Source organism: Rhodococcus sp. AC861 (genome assembly GCF_979256035.1).
Genome location: NZ_CEEDMW010000007.1, coordinates 157,326 through 172,699 on the forward strand (window position 1 = coordinate 157,326; position 15,374 = coordinate 172,699).

Consider the following 15,374-nt stretch of genomic DNA (forward strand, 5'->3'; position numbering starts at 1 on the left):
CGGTCGATCGAACGTTTCCGCGCTCGGCCCTCAGGCGTCGGCGTCCGGGTTCTGATGGCGACATTTCTCGACAGGGAGTCTCCTCGCGGCGCCGGGCACGACCGCGTGCGCAGATTCGCCTCACTGGCCAGTCCGTCCGGTTCTGCCGACTCGGGCATCGATCGGAACGACTCGAGGATCCTCGCCGGCGCTCTCCCGGTTCGGCATCGCATCGTGGTCGCCGAACTGGGTCTGCACGGGAACTGGAGCGTCGACACGCTCCGCGAGTTGGCCGCCGCTGTCGGTGAGCATCGCCCCGGTGGTGTCGTCGCGTGGGATCTCGCCGGTGAGCAGCAGTCGGACTCGCCCGCCCGCCGTATCGCCGCGAACGCCGACGATCTCCTGTCGCCCGAATGCGACCCCCGCGCGCTGTCCCTCTATCTCGACCACGGCGCGCGCGGGCACGAGGTCCTGTCCGCCGACGCACCCCCGCTGGGCGACCTCGAGATCGAAGATGTCCTCACCGTGCTGACGCACCATCGTCAGACCGTGGTCGTTCACGCCCGTCATGGCCAGCCGTCGTTCCTGCGTCTCCTCGACGGGGCCGACGTCGTCGTCTTTCCGATGCCCCACGCCGAGGACGCCGCCGAGAGAGTGGTCACCGTCCTCGACGAGCTGAGGGAATCCGGACACGCTCACTGGACCGAGCGCGTCATCGTCGTCAAATACGATGCGACACAGTCGATGTCGAGTCCCGGATCCACCGACATCCGCCGGACACTCGGAGAAGCCGGAGTCCGGACCGTGCTCGACGTGCCTCCGGTTGCCTCGCCGGATCGCCGCGAGACCGATGCCGACGTCCGCCGCGCGTGGTCGCACGTCGCCGCTGTCGTCACCCGTCCGCGGGGACCCGTTCGGCGCGAGGATCACGATATCGACCGGTCCGGTGACACCCTGTCGAATGTCGCGGCACCGTCGTCGTCGTTCGACGTCACCACGGCGACGTTGCGGGCACGCTCGTCCGACACCGTCCGCCGGCGACGGTCGGGCCGACTTCCCGTTCTCGCAGCGCTGGTAGCACTGACCGTGGTCGGAGGTCTCGCTGCGACGGTGATGCTGCGGCAGGCCGACCCGGTTGCCGCCACCACATCGCAGTCGGTGTCGACACCTGCCGCTCCGGCAGTGGACCCGACACGGGCCAGCGGACCCGCGGTGATCACCCATTACGACGATCTGTACTACCGCGACCGAGATGCCACGGCCGCCGCGGCGTTGTGGGATCTGTCCGAGACCGGTGGGGACGCGTCGGCCGTCGCCGACCTGCAACGCTCCATCGACGCCGTCGACCCGGCGATTCGTCACCGCATCGACATCACGGCGACGGCGAATGCCTCGGTGTTCGACGCCGTGCTGACCCTGACGCTTCCCGACGGGCGCGACTTCCGGTACGACCAGCAGTTCACCGTCAGGGACGGTGTCGACGGGTTCGAGATCGTGCGCAAGATCGACTGCACGGGCGTGTGTCCTCCCTCGTGACCGCCCGTACGCCATCCCTCCGACCTCTCGTCGAAAGAGACCACCAGTCATGACGCACCGCCTTCCCACCACACGTCGACCGGGTGTCGTGCCAGGACTGATGGCGGGCGCGATGGTGGTCGGGACGTGGGGCCTGCTGACGTGCGCGTCGGTCACGCTCGCGCCCACGGCGTCTGCCGCGCCGACCTCGACCTCGCCCGACGCGTCGATGACGTCGGCGGAGAAGTTGGCGGAGAAGCGTCGCCGCGAAGACCTGTCGGCGAAGGAACTTGCCGCGGAGGACGCAGCGCGCGAGAAGGAGCAGAAGGCAGCGGACGAGGCCGCCGCGGAGGCCGAGGCGCAGGAGAAGAGGGACGCCGACGCCCGTCAGGAGCGACGGGAGGAGCAGGCTGCCGCAGTTCAGAACGGCACGGCGCCCGCCCCCTTCGTCTGGCAGTTGCCGCCGCTGCCGTTCGAGATCCCCGGCATCACCCCGCCCCCGGCAGCAGTAGCCCCCGCGCCTCCCGTCGACGCTGCACCGCCGACCGCTGCCCCGCCGACGGCTACCCCGCCGACCGATGCCGCCCCGGCGGCTCCCGCGCCGGTGGTTCCCGCAGAGGAAGAACGCGTCGTGGTGCCCGAGCCGGCGCCGGAGACAGCGCCGGCAGCAGTGACACCCGAGCCCGAGCGCCGTCGCGAACCGGACCGGCCCGAGCCGGCTCCCGGACCGGGCCCGGCCCCACTCCCGGCCACGCCTCAGGTGCATTCCGGCGGACCGACGCCCCATTCCGGGCCGGACCCCGACCGCGATCCCATGGACCCTCCGTCGCCGCCGCCCGGTGACGACGACACGGACACCGTGCCGCAGGACGCGGGTCGCGCGGCAACGATGAGCAACCCGTCGCCGCCCCCGTCGACGGCGGACACCAGCGCACAGTCGGTGCACCCGTCGTCCGACCGCAGCAGCTCGCCGAATTCCGACCGGACGAATCCCGGCTGGACGAACCCTGTGCCGGGTCGCTAGCGCGTCATCGACGCAGGAGCAGGATGCCGTTCACGTCCGACACCACGCGGTAGCCGTCGGCGAGCGCGGCACTGATGGCCGTGTTGTCCCCGGCGCGATCCTTCGGCCAGCCGGGGGGTCGACCCATGTTGACGACGATCCAGTCGGGCACCGTGGAGTCGGTGGCTCGCTGGGGGAACACGGTGACGGGGTGATCCGACACCAGCTGAGGGACCAGGTTGTTCGAGGCCGCCACACGGTCACCGGGCGGAATCTGCTTCGAGATCGACTGCATGGTGACTACCTGGGGGTCGACCCGCCAGCCGTCGGAGTGGGCGAGTCTCGCGAGTGGTTGGAACGGTAGCGCGACCACGGCGACCAGGGCGACGGTCGCCAACACGACGCGCTCGGCTCGCTTCGACAGATGCATGTCCCGCCGGCCTCGCACCAGCGCGTCGATCAGTGCGGCGAAGAGGATGGGCATCAAGAGGGCGTTGTAGTGGAAGATCGGCTTCCAGAAGTTGGTGTTGTCGCTGAGGAACCGCCACGCGACCGTCGGAACGGCGACGAGTGTGAGCGGTGATCGCAGCGCAGCGAACCCGGTGATCGCGAGGAGCAGCAACACCGTGGCAGCGCGGGAATCACCGCTGACCAGGCCGTGCGTCGTATCGGCGATGCCTTCGCCGAGAGGTGGGAGTTTGGAGCCCTGGCCGTACTCGTCGTCCGCGCTCAGCATCGGAATGATGACTCCGACGGCCAGAACGGTCCACGCTGCACCCCACGCCGCCGTTGCAAGCCCAAGGACGCGGGTTCGACCGGTCGTCCACCACGCCACGAGTGCGCCGATGACGATGACGGTCAGGCCCATGTCCTCCTTGACGAAGACGAGGGGCAGCGTCCACGCCAGCGCCGTGCGCCATCGACCTTCGCCCAGGGCGGCCATCGCGAAAGCCATGAGTGGCACGCCGAACGCGATCTCGTGGAAATCGAAATTGAGGGCCGACTGCAGTCCCCAGGACAACCCGTACCCCAGCGCGACGACGACGGCCGCGGTCTTCCCGAGGCTGCGCAGAGCCCAGCGAGTGAGCGGCACGACGCCGAGCGCGAAGAGAACTCCCTGAGCCACGAGCAGCGTCTCGGGGCTCGGGACGAGGCGGTAGAACGGTGCCAGCAGGACGGTGATCGGGGAAAAATGGTCGCCGAGCGTGTTGTAGCCCGTGCCGAGGAGGTCCGACGTCGGCGCCTCGAGCCGAGAGTACGACGCGATCTGCTGGACGAAAATCCCCAGGTCGAAGCCCGACGTGCGGAGTTGATGCTGGCCGACGACGGACAACGCGGAGTACAGCGGGGCGAGTAGCAGGAAGGCGACGGCCGGGATCGCGACGTCTGCGCGGCGTACGCGGGCTGCCGCGGTGCGGACGGACGGGCGACGACGAGACGCGGCCGCGGACGATTCCGCAGCCACGACACCGGAAGAAGATGTAGCCGTCACGAATCAAAGGTATTACACGACTGCGCGGTTATCGGGCCGTGATTGCAGTAGCCGATGCTGGATCAGCGGCTGACAGCATTCTTGTACCGGTTGATCGCGAAGGGCACGAAGATGACCAGAATCAGGATCGACCAGCCCAGAGTGGCCAGAACCGGATGCTGGAGCGGCCACGCATCGGGAGGCGGCATGGTCGGATTCGTGTTCCCGAACAGCACGCGGCTGGCCTGGGTGATGGCAGAGACAGGATTCCATTCCGCGATCGGTTGCAGAATGCCCGGCAGGTCCTGACTCTGCACGAACGTGTTCGCGATGAAGGTCAGCGGGAAGATGACGATGAAGCTGGCGTTGTTGAACACCTCCGGTGTCCGGATCCACAAACCGATCACCGCCATCACCCACGACAGCGCGTAGGCGAAGAGCAGGAGCAAGGCGAAACCGCCGACTGCCTCCCAGAACGACGACCGGATACGCCATCCGACGAGAAGGCCCGTCAGAGACATCACCACCAGGCTGATGACGTTGATGATGATGTCGCTGCTGGTCCGCCCTACCAGGACTGCGGACGGTGCCATCGGCAACGAGCGGAACCGGTCGATGATGCCCTTCTGCATGTCCTCGGCGAGCCCGAGTCCCGTCCACGTGGACCCGAAGATCACCGTCTGCGCGAAAATGCCTGCGATGAGGAACTCGCGGTACGACATGCCGGGAATCTCGATGGCCGATCCGAAGATGTAGGCGAAGACCAGGACGAACATGATCGGCGACAGCAGCGTGAACACGATGAGGTCCGGTACCCGCTTGATCTTGATCAGGTTTCGCCTCGCGATGGTGGCTCCGTCGCTGAGTGCCACTGCTGCGGAGCTGGTCATCTCGACTCCTTCGTCGTCGCGGGGTTCGTGGTGTCGGGTCGGCTCGAGTCGTGTCCGGTGAGGGAAAGGAACACGTCGTCCAGGCTGGGCTTGCCCAGCGACGCGTCCACGGGAGTGACCCCGTTCTCACGGAGAAGCACCAGAGCGTCGACGAACGTCGTCGTGCCGTCCTCGGCGCCGACGGTCAGGTGCCGGGACGCGGCGTCCTGTGTGACCTGACCGGGGGCGAACCGCTCCATCACCGACGCGGCGGTCGAGAGGTCTGCCTCGTCGGCCAGGACGAAGTCGAGCCGCGAGCCTCCGACTCGGGACTTCAGTTCGTCGGCGGTGCCGCGTTCGATCACGCGCCCGCGGTCGATGACGGCGATCTGATCGGCCAGCTGATCGGCTTCTTCCAGGTACTGGGTGGTGAGCAGCAACGTGGTCCCGCCCTCGACCAGTTCCTCGATGACCGACCAGAGTTCGAGCCGCGCACGTGGATCGAGCCCCGTCGTGGGCTCGTCCAGGAACAGAACGGGCGGGTCGGCGACCAGCGCACCCGCCAGGTCGAGCCTGCGTCGCATACCGCCCGAATATCCCTTGACCGGCCGGTCCGCCGCGTCGACCAGATCGAAGCGTTCGAGCAGTTCGCGGGCGCGGTCACGACTGCGCTTCTTGCCCAGGTGGTACAGCCGGCCCACCATGTCGAGGTTCTCGAAGCCCGTCAGGTACTCGTCCACCGCCGAGTACTGCCCGGACACCCCGATGCGTGAGCGGAGCTCCGCGGCATCGGCGACGACGTCGAGCCCCGCGACGTGTGCGGTGCCCGAATCCGCCCGGAGCAACGTGGTCAGCACGCGGATGGTGGTGGTCTTGCCGGCACCGTTGGGGCCCAGCAACGCCATCACGGTGCCCTCCGGTACTTCAAGGTCGAGGCCGTCGAGCGCGTCGACGTTCCCGTAGCGCTTCGTCAGACCTACCGCCGTGATGGCGGGGCCTCCCGGTCCACGTGCAGCCATGTGAGATCCCTTCCGGACGAACGACGCGGTGAGCGTTCGAGGTGAGGACTCGGCCCAGCGCGGAAACTCATCACAGCACGGGGTACCGACACGAACGTGGCCCCCACCACCGCACGTTTCCCCGGGAGACCGTTCGGCTATCCGCAGTTCAGGCGACGCACGGCCCATCTCGGCCTCGTGCGCACCGAAGCATGAACAGAAGAGGGGTACACGTGTCCGAGAGCAGTTACGACTACGTCATCGTCGGCGGCGGAATGGTGGCGGACAACGCGGCCAGAGGCATCCGGGAACTCGACTCGAACGGCAGCATCGCCATCATCGGTTCCGACGCCGACGGTCCGTACACACGGCCGGCGTTGAGCAAGAAGTTGTGGACCGACTCCGACTTCGGCCGGGACGAGGTGCCGCTGGGAACCGCCGATACCGGTGCGACGCTGATCCTGTCGACGACGGTCACGGCGATCGACCGCGACGCCCACACGGTGACCACCGACTCGGGGGACACCTACCGCTATTCGACGCTCCTGCTCGCCACGGGGGCATCGCCTCGGCAGCTCGATCTCGAGCCGTCGGACCGCGTGATCTACTTCCGCACCTTCGAGGACTACCGGCGACTGCGCGCACTGGCGACGTCCGGCACCCATGTCGTCGTGGTCGGCGGCGGATACATCGGTACCGAACTGGCGGCAGCGCTGGTCCAGAACGACGCGACCGTGACCTTCGTCAGCAGCGACGACGTCGTCGGGGGACACATGTTCCCCGCGGACCTCGCGCAGGCCTTCCAGAAGGATTTCGAGGATCACGGTGTCACCGTCAAGACCGGCGTGAAGGTGGACTCGGGGCGCCGACAGGGTGACTCGGTCTCCCTGACTCTGAGCGACGGCTCCACGATCGACGCCGACGCGGTGGTGTTCGGCCTCGGTGTCGCTCCGAACACGACGTTGGCCGAGGATGCAGGTCTGGCCGTCGACAACGGCATCGTCGTCGACGAGTTCCTGCGGACCGCGGACCCGGACATCTACGCCGCCGGCGACGTGGCCAGCTACCCGGACGCGCTCCTCGGGCGCCGCCGTATCGAGCACGTGGACAACGCGAACAGCATGGGACAGACCGTCGGAAAGATCATGGCGGGATCGACCGAGCCGTACACGTACACGCCGTACTTCTACTCGGACGTGTTCGACAACGGCTACCAGGCCGTGGGAACGATGAGCGCCGACCTCACGATGGTCGAGGACTGGAAGACGCCCGGCAAGGAGGGCGTCGTCTACTACCTCGACGACGACAAGATCGTGCGCGGAGTGCTGATGTGGAACGTGTGGGAGGGGCTCGACACAGCTCGGGAGTTGTTGGCGAGCAACGACGCCCGCGAATCGGCGTCGTTGCTCGGCACGATCTGACCTCTATTCCACGAGAGGGTCTGCACGTCGCAGATCCTCCACGCGGACGGCGCGGCCCGCGCCGTCCGCGAGGGGGATTCGCCAGTTCTCGTACTGGGTCTCGTCCGTCCCCGGCTGATTCTGGATCCGGTGCTCGCCCACCATGTCGACCAGTGCGACTCCGATCAAGAGCGACGGGCTGCGCTGGATCAGCCGGTACAGCGCAGACACCGTCTCGCCCGTGTCGGCGTCGTCCGCCAACAGTCCGCGTTCACGCGCGAGATCCAGCACCTCCTCGCGCTGAGCCTCGTCCTGCTCGCGTTCGTCCTCCACATCCCGCTCGAGCAATCCGAGTCGCGAGCGCAGATCGATGTGCTCGCCCGCCAGATAGCCGGCGGTGGGCGGAAGGTCGTGAGTCGTGACCGAACTCAAGCACAACTCGCGATACTTCTCGGGAGCGATGGGGCCGTCCTCGTCCCGTTCGAACCACAGGATGGACGTCCCGAGAACCCCGCGCTCGGCGAGGTAGTCCTGGACGACGGGCTCGAAGACTCCGAGGTCTTCGCCGATCACCACTGCCCCGGCCAGCTCCGCCTCGAGGGCGAGAATGCCGATCAGCGCCTCGTGGTCGTACGTGACGTACGTGCCGTCGGCGGGACTGTCGGCGTCGGTGGGGATCCACCAGAGGCGGAACAGACCCAGAATGTGGTCGACCCGCAGTCCGCCTGCGTGCTTGAGCACGGTGCGGAGCATGTCCCGGTAAGGCGCATACCCCAACTCCGCCAAGCGATCCGGGCGCCACGGAGGCTGATTCCACTGCTGGCCCTGCTGATTGAAGTCGTCCGGTGGCGCGCCCACCGTGACCCCGTCGGCCAGCGCCGAACCCAGCGACCAGGCGTCCGCACCCGAAAGCTGAACTCCCACAGCCAGATCGTGGACGACGCCGATCTCCATGCCGGCTCGGTGGGCGGTGGCCTGCGCCTCGGCCAGTTGCTCGTCGCAGATCCACTGCAGCCATGAGAAGAACTCGATGCGGTGCGCCAGCTTCTCCTGCTGACGCCGCACCCACGGCGTGCCGGGGCCGACCGCCTTGTCCTGCCAGCGAGGGTCACCGGGCGACAGCTTCTCGGTCAGTGCGCACCAGGTGGCGAAGTTCCGCAGGCCGATCCCCTCGGCTTCCCGGAACTCGTCGAAGGCGGCCTGGCGCGAGGCGCTCCGCGGAACGAGGAAGATCGCTTCGAGCGCGCGCAGTTTCGCGCGGAACGACTTGTCACGGTCCAGGTCGTCGGTGCGGGAGTTCGCGCGATGCAGTCGACGCGCGGTGTCGCGGATCCGTGCGTACTTGTCACGCGGGAGCATCGCTGTCTCGCGGATGTTCTCGATCCTGATGTAGAGCGGATTGAAGAACCGTCGCGTCGTCGGCAGGTACGGCGATGCTTCGATCGGGGGCCGCGGCGCGGCTGCGTGGAGAGGGTTGACCAACACGTAGTCGGCGCCGTGATCCGCGCCGAGAATCGACGCCATGTCGGCGAGGTCGGCGAAGTCGCCGATTCCCCACGACTGTGCGGACCTTATGGAGTACAGCTGCGCCAGGACGCCCCACCGCTGACGGTCGGACAGGGCCCGGGTGGTGGACAGACGGGCCGGCGTCACGACCAGGGTGCACGACTCGTCGAGGCCGTCGTCGCCGCGAGCGCGCAGGGTGTGCCATCCGAGGGGAAGCCCCTCGGGGACCGCGAACGTCGCTCTGCCGACCAGCGCACCGTCGACCTCCCGAGGGTCGACCCACACATCCATCTGCTCGGCGTCGCGCGTGGTTCCGTCCTCGACCTCCACGGTCACGGTGACGGCCGTTCCGTGCGGTACGTGGACTCGGACGCGCGACGACTCGTCCGCGCTCGTGACGTCCGACGTCACCACCACGACGGGCGGCAGGTTGCGGCGCCACGGAGCATCAGCATGCGCGGAGATCGCCAGTTCGATGTCGTCGTCGCTGTCGGTGCTGACGTCGAGAGCGCCGAGCACGGACCGCAGCGTGGATTCGTGCACGTCACGACGGGCTTTGTCCCAGCCCTCGTACGACGTGGCGACGCCGTGCAGTCCGGCGAGGTGGCGTAGTCGTTCGATGTTCGTCACTCCACGATTCTAGGGGTCGGGGATTCCGGGGGCCGGGCGCAGCCACTTACCCTCCCGTGTCTGGGACAGTGGAGAGCAAGGAGGTGTCGGACATGACGAGCGACCCCACGGACGAGCGTGCACGCCGAGCGGACACGGTGCGGACCATCACGGAGTCGACACGGGTGGAGCGGTCGACCGACCGACCCGAGCCGCTGTCGGACAGGGCTGCGGTACTCATCGCCATCGGCCGTCTGGACGAGACCACTCGTGAGACCGCGCTCGCGCGCCTGCGCGCGGGTCGGACATTCCCAGCGCTCGGCGGTTTCGGCGTGCTGCGCCTGATCACCGAGGAACTCCGATGGATCGACGAGCGGCTGAGCGGCCTGCGTACCGGGCCGACGAAGCTCGCTCTGCTGCAGCGGCGTGTCCTGCTCGAACGGCGACTGGGATCGTTGCGCACCCGCTTCGTCATGAACTCGGCGCAGTACGCATCGGGAGTCAGAGCCATCCGCCGCGAGCGTCGTGAGGGCATCCATCTCGACGTCGATCAGAGGACCGCACTCTTCGAGGCACTGACGGACACGCCGACACCGCTCGGAGTAGGCCCCGGACCACTGGCGCGGGCCCGGGAAATTCTGGGCGGCGCAGCAGCGGAACGACTCGATGCGGTGAACGCTCGCGGCGCGGACGTCGTGCGCACTCTCGCCGGGGCGGATGCCGACCGGTTCGCCGACCGCTACGACACGATCCTGTTCCTGGCAGGTCGCTACCACGACCGCATCATCTCGTCCCGCATCTGGCGGTCGGACCTCTTCGCGGTGGCCCGCGCGCAGTTGGACCCGGGCCTGGAGTTGGTACAGATCGCGGTGGACGTGGTCGCGCTCGCCCAGCTCGATGCCGAGTTGACCGAGGCGTTCGACGCGCAGGGTGACACCGTGGACGACGAGGGACGTCGGGAAGTGCTCACCCGCCGCGCCGATCTGATCCCGGTCTGGGACCAGGTCATCGAGCGGGTCGCGGCGCTGTCGCGCGTGGTCGACGAGATCTCCGTCGCCGAGGTCGAGCACCGGAGCCTGGACGCGATGCAGAGGGCAGTGGGTCTGGACCACCGGATAGACGACCTGATCTCGCGGTCCGGTACCCGCGAGATCTCGGCCGACAACACCCATTCGGTCTCCGATCAGATCTCCCGCGACACGCTCTGAGTCCGTACCCGGCGCCGCGCTTGTTTGGATCGAGTCCCATCGGTCCATTCCTCGTAGTACGCGGTCGTCGTCCGAGCGCGTGATCCGTGCCGGAAGGACTACTCCATGCCAGCAGTACTCGAACGTGCCCGCATCGTCGCGCCACCGGGATGGAGCCGCTGGCTCGTCCCGCCGGCGGCGCTCGCGATCCACCTGGCGATAGGCCAGGCCTACGCGTGGAGCGTGTTCAAGGCCGCGATCTCCTCCGACACCGCGATGGGGCTGAGCGGGACCGTCACCGCCCTCCCGTTCCAGTTGGCCATCGTGATGCTGGGCCTCTCTGCCGCCGTGCTCGGCACGAAGGTGGAGGAACACGGCCCGCGCTGGGCCATGACGATGTCGCTGATCTTCTTCAGCTCCGGGTTGCTCATCTCCGCCCTCGGCATGAGCCTCGACCAGTTCTGGTTGGTCATCGTCGGATACGGACTGGTCGGCGGCATCGGTCTCGGCATCGGCTACATCTCCCCGGTGTCCACACTGATCAAGTGGTTCCCGGACCGCCCGGGCATGGCGACGGGTATCGCCATCATGGGATTCGGGGGTGGAGCACTCGTCGCGTCACCGTTGACCACCAAGCTCCTGTCCGCCTACGGCGGTAACACCGACTCCTCGATCGCCACGACGTTCCTCACCCTCGGTCTCGGCTATGCCGTCTTCATGGCGCTCGGCGTCGTACTGATCCGCGTCCCGGCCGACGACTGGACGCCGGCGGGCTGGACACCCCCGCAGACTCCGGCAGGTGAGCACACGGCCCGCGTGTCCGCGGCCAGCGCGGTCAAGACTCCGCAGTTCTGGTTGCTGTGGGTGGTGCTGTGCTTCAACGTCACCGCCGGCATCGGCATCCTCGAGCGGGCTGCCGGCATCTACACCGACTTCTTCCCCGACCCCACCTCACCGGAGTCCGTGGTGACCGCCGCGGCAGGTTTCGTCGCATTCCTCTCGCTCACCAACATGCTCGGCCGCTTCGTGTGGTCGTCGGTCTCGGACCTCGTCGGACGGAAGAACATCTACCGCCTGTACCTCGGCGTCGGTGCACTCCTGTACCTCTACATCTCCCTGTTCACGAACACGAACAAGGTGCTCTTCCTCGTCAGCGCGATGGTCATCCTGTCCTTCTACGGCGCCGGCTTCGCCACGGCTCCTGCATACCTGCGCGACCTGTTCGGCACTTACCAGGTGGGTGCGATCCACGGGCGACTGCTGACGGCATGGTCCGTGGCCGGTGTGCTGGGACCACTGATCGTCAACGCGATCGCGGACATGGGGGACGAGGGCAGCACCGGGAGGTACGTGCCCGCCTTCGTCGTCATGATCGTGTTGCTGGCCGTCGGCTTCGTCGCGAACGAACTGATCAAGCCTGTCGATCCGAAGTACTCGGAGCCGGATCCGGCAGCACAAGATCCGGGATCGGCCGCGACCGACGGACAGTCGGCGGACACGAAAGAGGCGAAGGTATGAGCGAAGCGAAGCAGGGTGCACGTGTACCCGTCGTAGCGGTGTCGTGGCTGTGGGTCGGTGTGCCGTTCGTCTGGGGCGTGTACGAGCTGATCCTCAAGGCCAAGAATCTGTTCGGTGGCTGATCGGAGCGTCGACCTCTGGCCGCGACCTCCTGTCCTTCCGCGACCGGTGGTCATGGACCAACGGTGGGAACGGCTGGTGTTCCTGCACTGGCGTGTCGAACCGCATGTCGTGGCGCCGTTGCTGCCGCGCGGCATCACCCCCGACATCCACGACGGACACACGTACGTGGGGCTGATCGGGTTCGAGATGGTCGGTGCCGGTCTCGGGTACGGCCGGCCGGTTCCGCACCTGGGCACGTTCGGGGAGATCAACGTCCGCCTGTACAGCCGCGACGGCGACGGTCGGCGAGGGGTGGTCTTCCGGTCACTGGACGCCACGCGCGCGGCCGTCGTCCTCGCCACCAACGCGGCCGGAGTGCGCTACCGGTGGTCGCACATCGACATCCTCGACAGCGGCGTCGACGATCCCGAGCGCACGGTGGGGTATCGCTCCCGACGTCTCGCGCCGCCGCATCGGAACGCCACCACCGACTTCGTCGTGGCTCCGGGAACGCGCGACATGTCCGATGATCCGCTGTCCGTCTTCCTGACCGCCCGCTGGGGAATGCACACATCCGTCGCCGGGCGACCCGTCTTCGTTCCCAATACCCACCGACGGTGGCCTCTTCGCGACGCGTCCCTGGTGCGGTGCGACGACGATCTGATCGCCGCCGCCGGTCTGGGTGCGCTCGCCACTCGGCCACCCGACTCGGTGCTCTACTCCGACGGTGTCCGTACCCAGTTCGGACGGCCGTTCCTCGCGACACCGGTCAGACCAGGCCGTGCCGAGGTGGATGAGCGCCGGTGAGTGCGTAGAGGCCGACGTGCTGCGTCTTCCACCGCACCGGATCGTGCAAGGTGTGGGTCCGAGCGTCGCGCCAGAGTCGATCCAGTCTCGATGACGCTGCGGCGCTGCGTGTTCCGCCCGCATCGAACACTGCCGCGGTGGCGTCGAGAGCGGCGCGGGTGGACGACACCTTCGCCGCGGCGGTCGCGACGGATGCTGCCGCCGCGGTGTCCGCGGTGAGGGTGTGTTCGGCGTCGTCGATGGCGCTTCCGGCCTCGCGCACCAAGGCTTCGGCGCTGCGCACCGCGATCTCGATGTCGCCGAACTGCTGGATCAGCAACGGATCCCGATCCGCGGAGTCGACGCCGGCATCGACCGCGGGCCGCGCCAGAACGACGACGTCGCGCGCCGTGTCGACAGCGGCGCGAGCGATTCCCGCATCGATGGCGGCGTGCAGGAGCTGGGCCCTGGCGCCGTAGGTGGTGCTGGTGTCGAAGATCGCCGAGTACGGAACCACGGCGCCGTTCGGCACGACGACATCGGTCAGAGTGACGGTTCCGCTCGATGTCGTGCGTTGGCCGAGTCCGTCCCAGTCGTCGTCGATACGCACTCCGGGTGTATCGGCGGGGATGTACACCAACACCTTTCGGTGCTGGGACTGCGGGTCGGCCGCATCGCCGACGACCCCGCGGACGACCAGCCACTGTGCGAACAGGGCCCCCGTCGAGTAGAACTTCCGGCCGTTGGCCACGTGAGTGCCGTCCGGCGCAGGCTCGAAGGTGGTCCAGTCGATCGCGATCGACGGTGTCCCTCGTTCGCTCTGCGCGTTGGCGAATCGTCTGCCCGCCAGAGCTTCCGCGAAGAACCTCCGCTGCTGATCCTCCGATCCCTGCAGTCTCAGCGCCTCGAGGAAGGTCATGTGGCTCTGCGGGATCTGCGCGATGCTGGCATCACCTCGGGCCAGCGCCATGAACACCGACGCCAGCGTCCGCACCGACACGGGTGCGCCACCGAACTCGCGGGGAACGGTGATGCCCAGCAGCCCCGACGCGGACAGCAGGTCGAGCTCCGGCCCGGGAAGGCGGCGATCCCTGTCACGCTCGTCGGCGGACGGCGCGATCTTGGCGCCCAGTGCGGTCGCCACGGCGAGTGCGGCGGCGTCGTCGAGAAGCGGTGGCACGGTCACCGGGGACTCGAGGCAGGCAGGAACGGCGTGTGACCCGCCGCGCGGGCGGCCTGGCCGGCGGTGAAGAGGCCGCGACGTCGAAGCTGCGGGACGACTCCTTCGCCGAACCAGTACAGCTCCTCGAGGTGCGGGTATCCGGAGAAGACGAACTCGTCGATGCCGATGGCGGCGTACTCGGCGATGCGGTCGGCGACCTCGGTGTGGCTCCCGACCAACGCGGTGCCGGCTCCGCCGCGGACCAGGCCGACACCCGCCCACAGGTTCGGGGCTATCTCGAGGGCCCGCGGGTCCTTCCACGATCCGGACCGACGACTCTCCTCGTGCAGGGCGAGCATCGCCCGTTGACCCACCGATTCACTGCGCGCGAGATTGGACTGGGCCGTGGCCACCGCGTCCTCACCCAGCGCCTCGACCAGAGCACCTGCCTGGCGCCATGCCTCCTCGGATGTGTCCCGCGTGATGACGTGCAACCGGATGCCGAACCTCACGGTCCGTCCACGCTCGGCGGCGAGGCCGCGGATCCAGTCGATCTTCGTCGCGACGGCCGCCGTCGGCTCACCCCACGTGAGGTAGACGTCGGAATGGTCGGCCGCCACCGGCCCCGCCGCGGGCGACGACCCGCCGAAGTACAGCGGGGGAGTGGGATCGGGCAGGAACGGCAGGGATGCGTCCTCCACCTGGATGTGTTTGCCCGCGTGCGTGACCGACTCCCCGCGCCACAGGCCGCGCACGATCGAGAGGAACTCGTCGGTGCGCTCGTAGCGTTCGTCCTTGGACAGATGGTCGCCGTACTGGCGTTGTTCGTGGGCCTCCCCGCCGGTGACGACGTTGAGCAGCAGCCGGCCCGGTGCATGGTTGCTGAACGTCGCGGACATCTGCGCGGCGAGAGTGGGACTGATCAGACCGGGCCGGAACGCGATCAGGAAGGCGAGCTTCTCGGTCTCCCGTGCCAGCATGGCCGTCGTCAGCCACGCGTCTTCGCACCAGGCGCCGGCGGGGGTGAGAGCACCGGTGAAGCCGAACTCCTCGGCGGCCCGTCCGATGGACGACAGGTACCCGATGCTGGCGCGGCGGTCACCACCCGCGGTACCGACACGGGTTCCGTGCCCACCTCCGACGATCGAGCGACTGTCGCCGTAGGTCGGAAGGAACCAGTGCAGCGCCAGGGGAGACGCCCCGTCGATGGTGTCGGTCGGGTCGATCTTGTCGGTAGTCACTCGCGCCAGGCTAGGACGGTGTCCCGCC

Annotated in this window: 13 protein-coding genes; 7 read left to right on the forward strand and 6 right to left on the reverse strand. The window is 68.0% G+C overall.

What is annotated here, in order from left to right:
• The first annotated feature begins 54 nt into the window (after positions 1-54).
• Positions 55-1,515, forward strand: a complete 1,461-nt coding sequence (locus AC0IX4_RS20995; protein ID WP_471830912.1) for a DUF8176 domain-containing protein — start codon at positions 55-57, stop codon at positions 1,513-1,515.
• Between the two features lie 49 nt (positions 1,516-1,564).
• Complete coding sequence (locus AC0IX4_RS21000) at positions 1,565-2,518, forward strand: hypothetical protein (protein ID WP_471830914.1); 954 nt, start codon at positions 1,565-1,567, stop codon at positions 2,516-2,518.
• 4 nt (positions 2,519-2,522) lie between these two features.
• On the opposite strand, the gene AC0IX4_RS21005 is transcribed toward AC0IX4_RS21000, so the two are convergent.
• The 3 genes from AC0IX4_RS21005 to AC0IX4_RS21015 form a co-directional block, all read right to left on the reverse strand.
• Positions 2,523-3,989, reverse strand: coding sequence for a DUF2079 domain-containing protein (locus AC0IX4_RS21005; RefSeq protein WP_471830916.1), 1,467 nt, complete (start codon positions 3,987-3,989; stop codon positions 2,523-2,525).
• 62 nt (positions 3,990-4,051) lie between these two features.
• Positions 4,052-4,858 carry an ABC transporter permease gene (locus AC0IX4_RS21010; RefSeq protein ID WP_056073170.1) on the reverse strand — a complete coding sequence of 269 codons (807 nt, stop codon included), beginning with the start codon at positions 4,856-4,858 and terminating at the stop codon, positions 4,052-4,054.
• Complete coding sequence (locus AC0IX4_RS21015; RefSeq protein WP_471830918.1) at positions 4,855-5,856, reverse strand: ATP-binding cassette domain-containing protein; 1,002 nt, start codon at positions 5,854-5,856, stop codon at positions 4,855-4,857. Before AC0IX4_RS21015 ends, AC0IX4_RS21010 begins: the two co-directional genes overlap by 4 nt.
• Positions 5,857-6,068: 212 nt before the next feature.
• Here AC0IX4_RS21015 and AC0IX4_RS21020 point away from each other — a divergent pair, with 212 nt between their 5' ends.
• Complete coding sequence (locus AC0IX4_RS21020; protein ID WP_471830920.1) at positions 6,069-7,256, forward strand: NAD(P)/FAD-dependent oxidoreductase; 1,188 nt, start codon at positions 6,069-6,071, stop codon at positions 7,254-7,256.
• Between the two features lie 3 nt (positions 7,257-7,259).
• On the opposite strand, the gene malQ is transcribed toward AC0IX4_RS21020, so the two are convergent.
• Positions 7,260-9,371 (reverse strand): 4-alpha-glucanotransferase, encoded by a 2,112-nt coding sequence (gene malQ / locus AC0IX4_RS21025; protein ID WP_471830922.1) that lies wholly within the window; start codon positions 9,369-9,371, stop codon positions 7,260-7,262.
• Between the two features lie 92 nt (positions 9,372-9,463).
• On the opposite strand from malQ, the gene AC0IX4_RS21030 reads away from it, so the two are divergent.
• The 4 genes from AC0IX4_RS21030 to AC0IX4_RS21045 all read left to right on the forward strand — a co-directional run bounded on the left by AC0IX4_RS21030 (position 9,464) and on the right by AC0IX4_RS21045 (position 12,964).
• A complete protein-coding gene (locus AC0IX4_RS21030) occupies positions 9,464-10,558 on the forward strand; it encodes a hypothetical protein (protein WP_471830924.1) in 1,095 nt (364 codons plus the stop codon).
• 105 nt (positions 10,559-10,663) lie between these two features.
• Entirely contained in the window at positions 10,664-12,055 is a 1,392-nt protein-coding gene (locus AC0IX4_RS21035) for an OFA family MFS transporter (protein WP_471830926.1), read from the forward strand.
• Positions 12,052-12,177, forward strand: coding sequence for an MFS transporter small subunit (locus AC0IX4_RS21040; RefSeq protein ID WP_268793326.1), 126 nt, complete (start codon positions 12,052-12,054; stop codon positions 12,175-12,177). Before AC0IX4_RS21035 ends, AC0IX4_RS21040 begins: the two co-directional genes overlap by 4 nt.
• The gene (locus tag AC0IX4_RS21045; RefSeq protein WP_471830928.1) at positions 12,170-12,964 is read left to right on the forward strand and encodes a YqjF family protein; all 795 of its coding nucleotides are present in this window, start codon (positions 12,170-12,172) and stop codon (positions 12,962-12,964) included. Before AC0IX4_RS21040 ends, AC0IX4_RS21045 begins: the two co-directional genes overlap by 8 nt.
• Here AC0IX4_RS21045 and AC0IX4_RS21050 read toward each other — a convergent pair.
• Together AC0IX4_RS21050 and AC0IX4_RS21055 are read right to left on the reverse strand one after the other, a co-directional pair.
• A complete protein-coding gene (locus tag AC0IX4_RS21050) occupies positions 12,927-14,129 on the reverse strand; it encodes an SfnB family sulfur acquisition oxidoreductase (RefSeq protein ID WP_471830930.1) in 1,203 nt (400 codons plus the stop codon). The two genes, AC0IX4_RS21045 and AC0IX4_RS21050, sit on opposite strands and share 38 nt — an antisense overlap.
• A complete protein-coding gene (locus AC0IX4_RS21055) occupies positions 14,126-15,346 on the reverse strand; it encodes an LLM class flavin-dependent oxidoreductase (RefSeq protein WP_471830933.1) in 1,221 nt (406 codons plus the stop codon). The genes AC0IX4_RS21050 and AC0IX4_RS21055 overlap by 4 nt, the downstream gene beginning before the upstream one ends.
• Positions 15,347-15,374 lie beyond the last annotated feature (28 nt).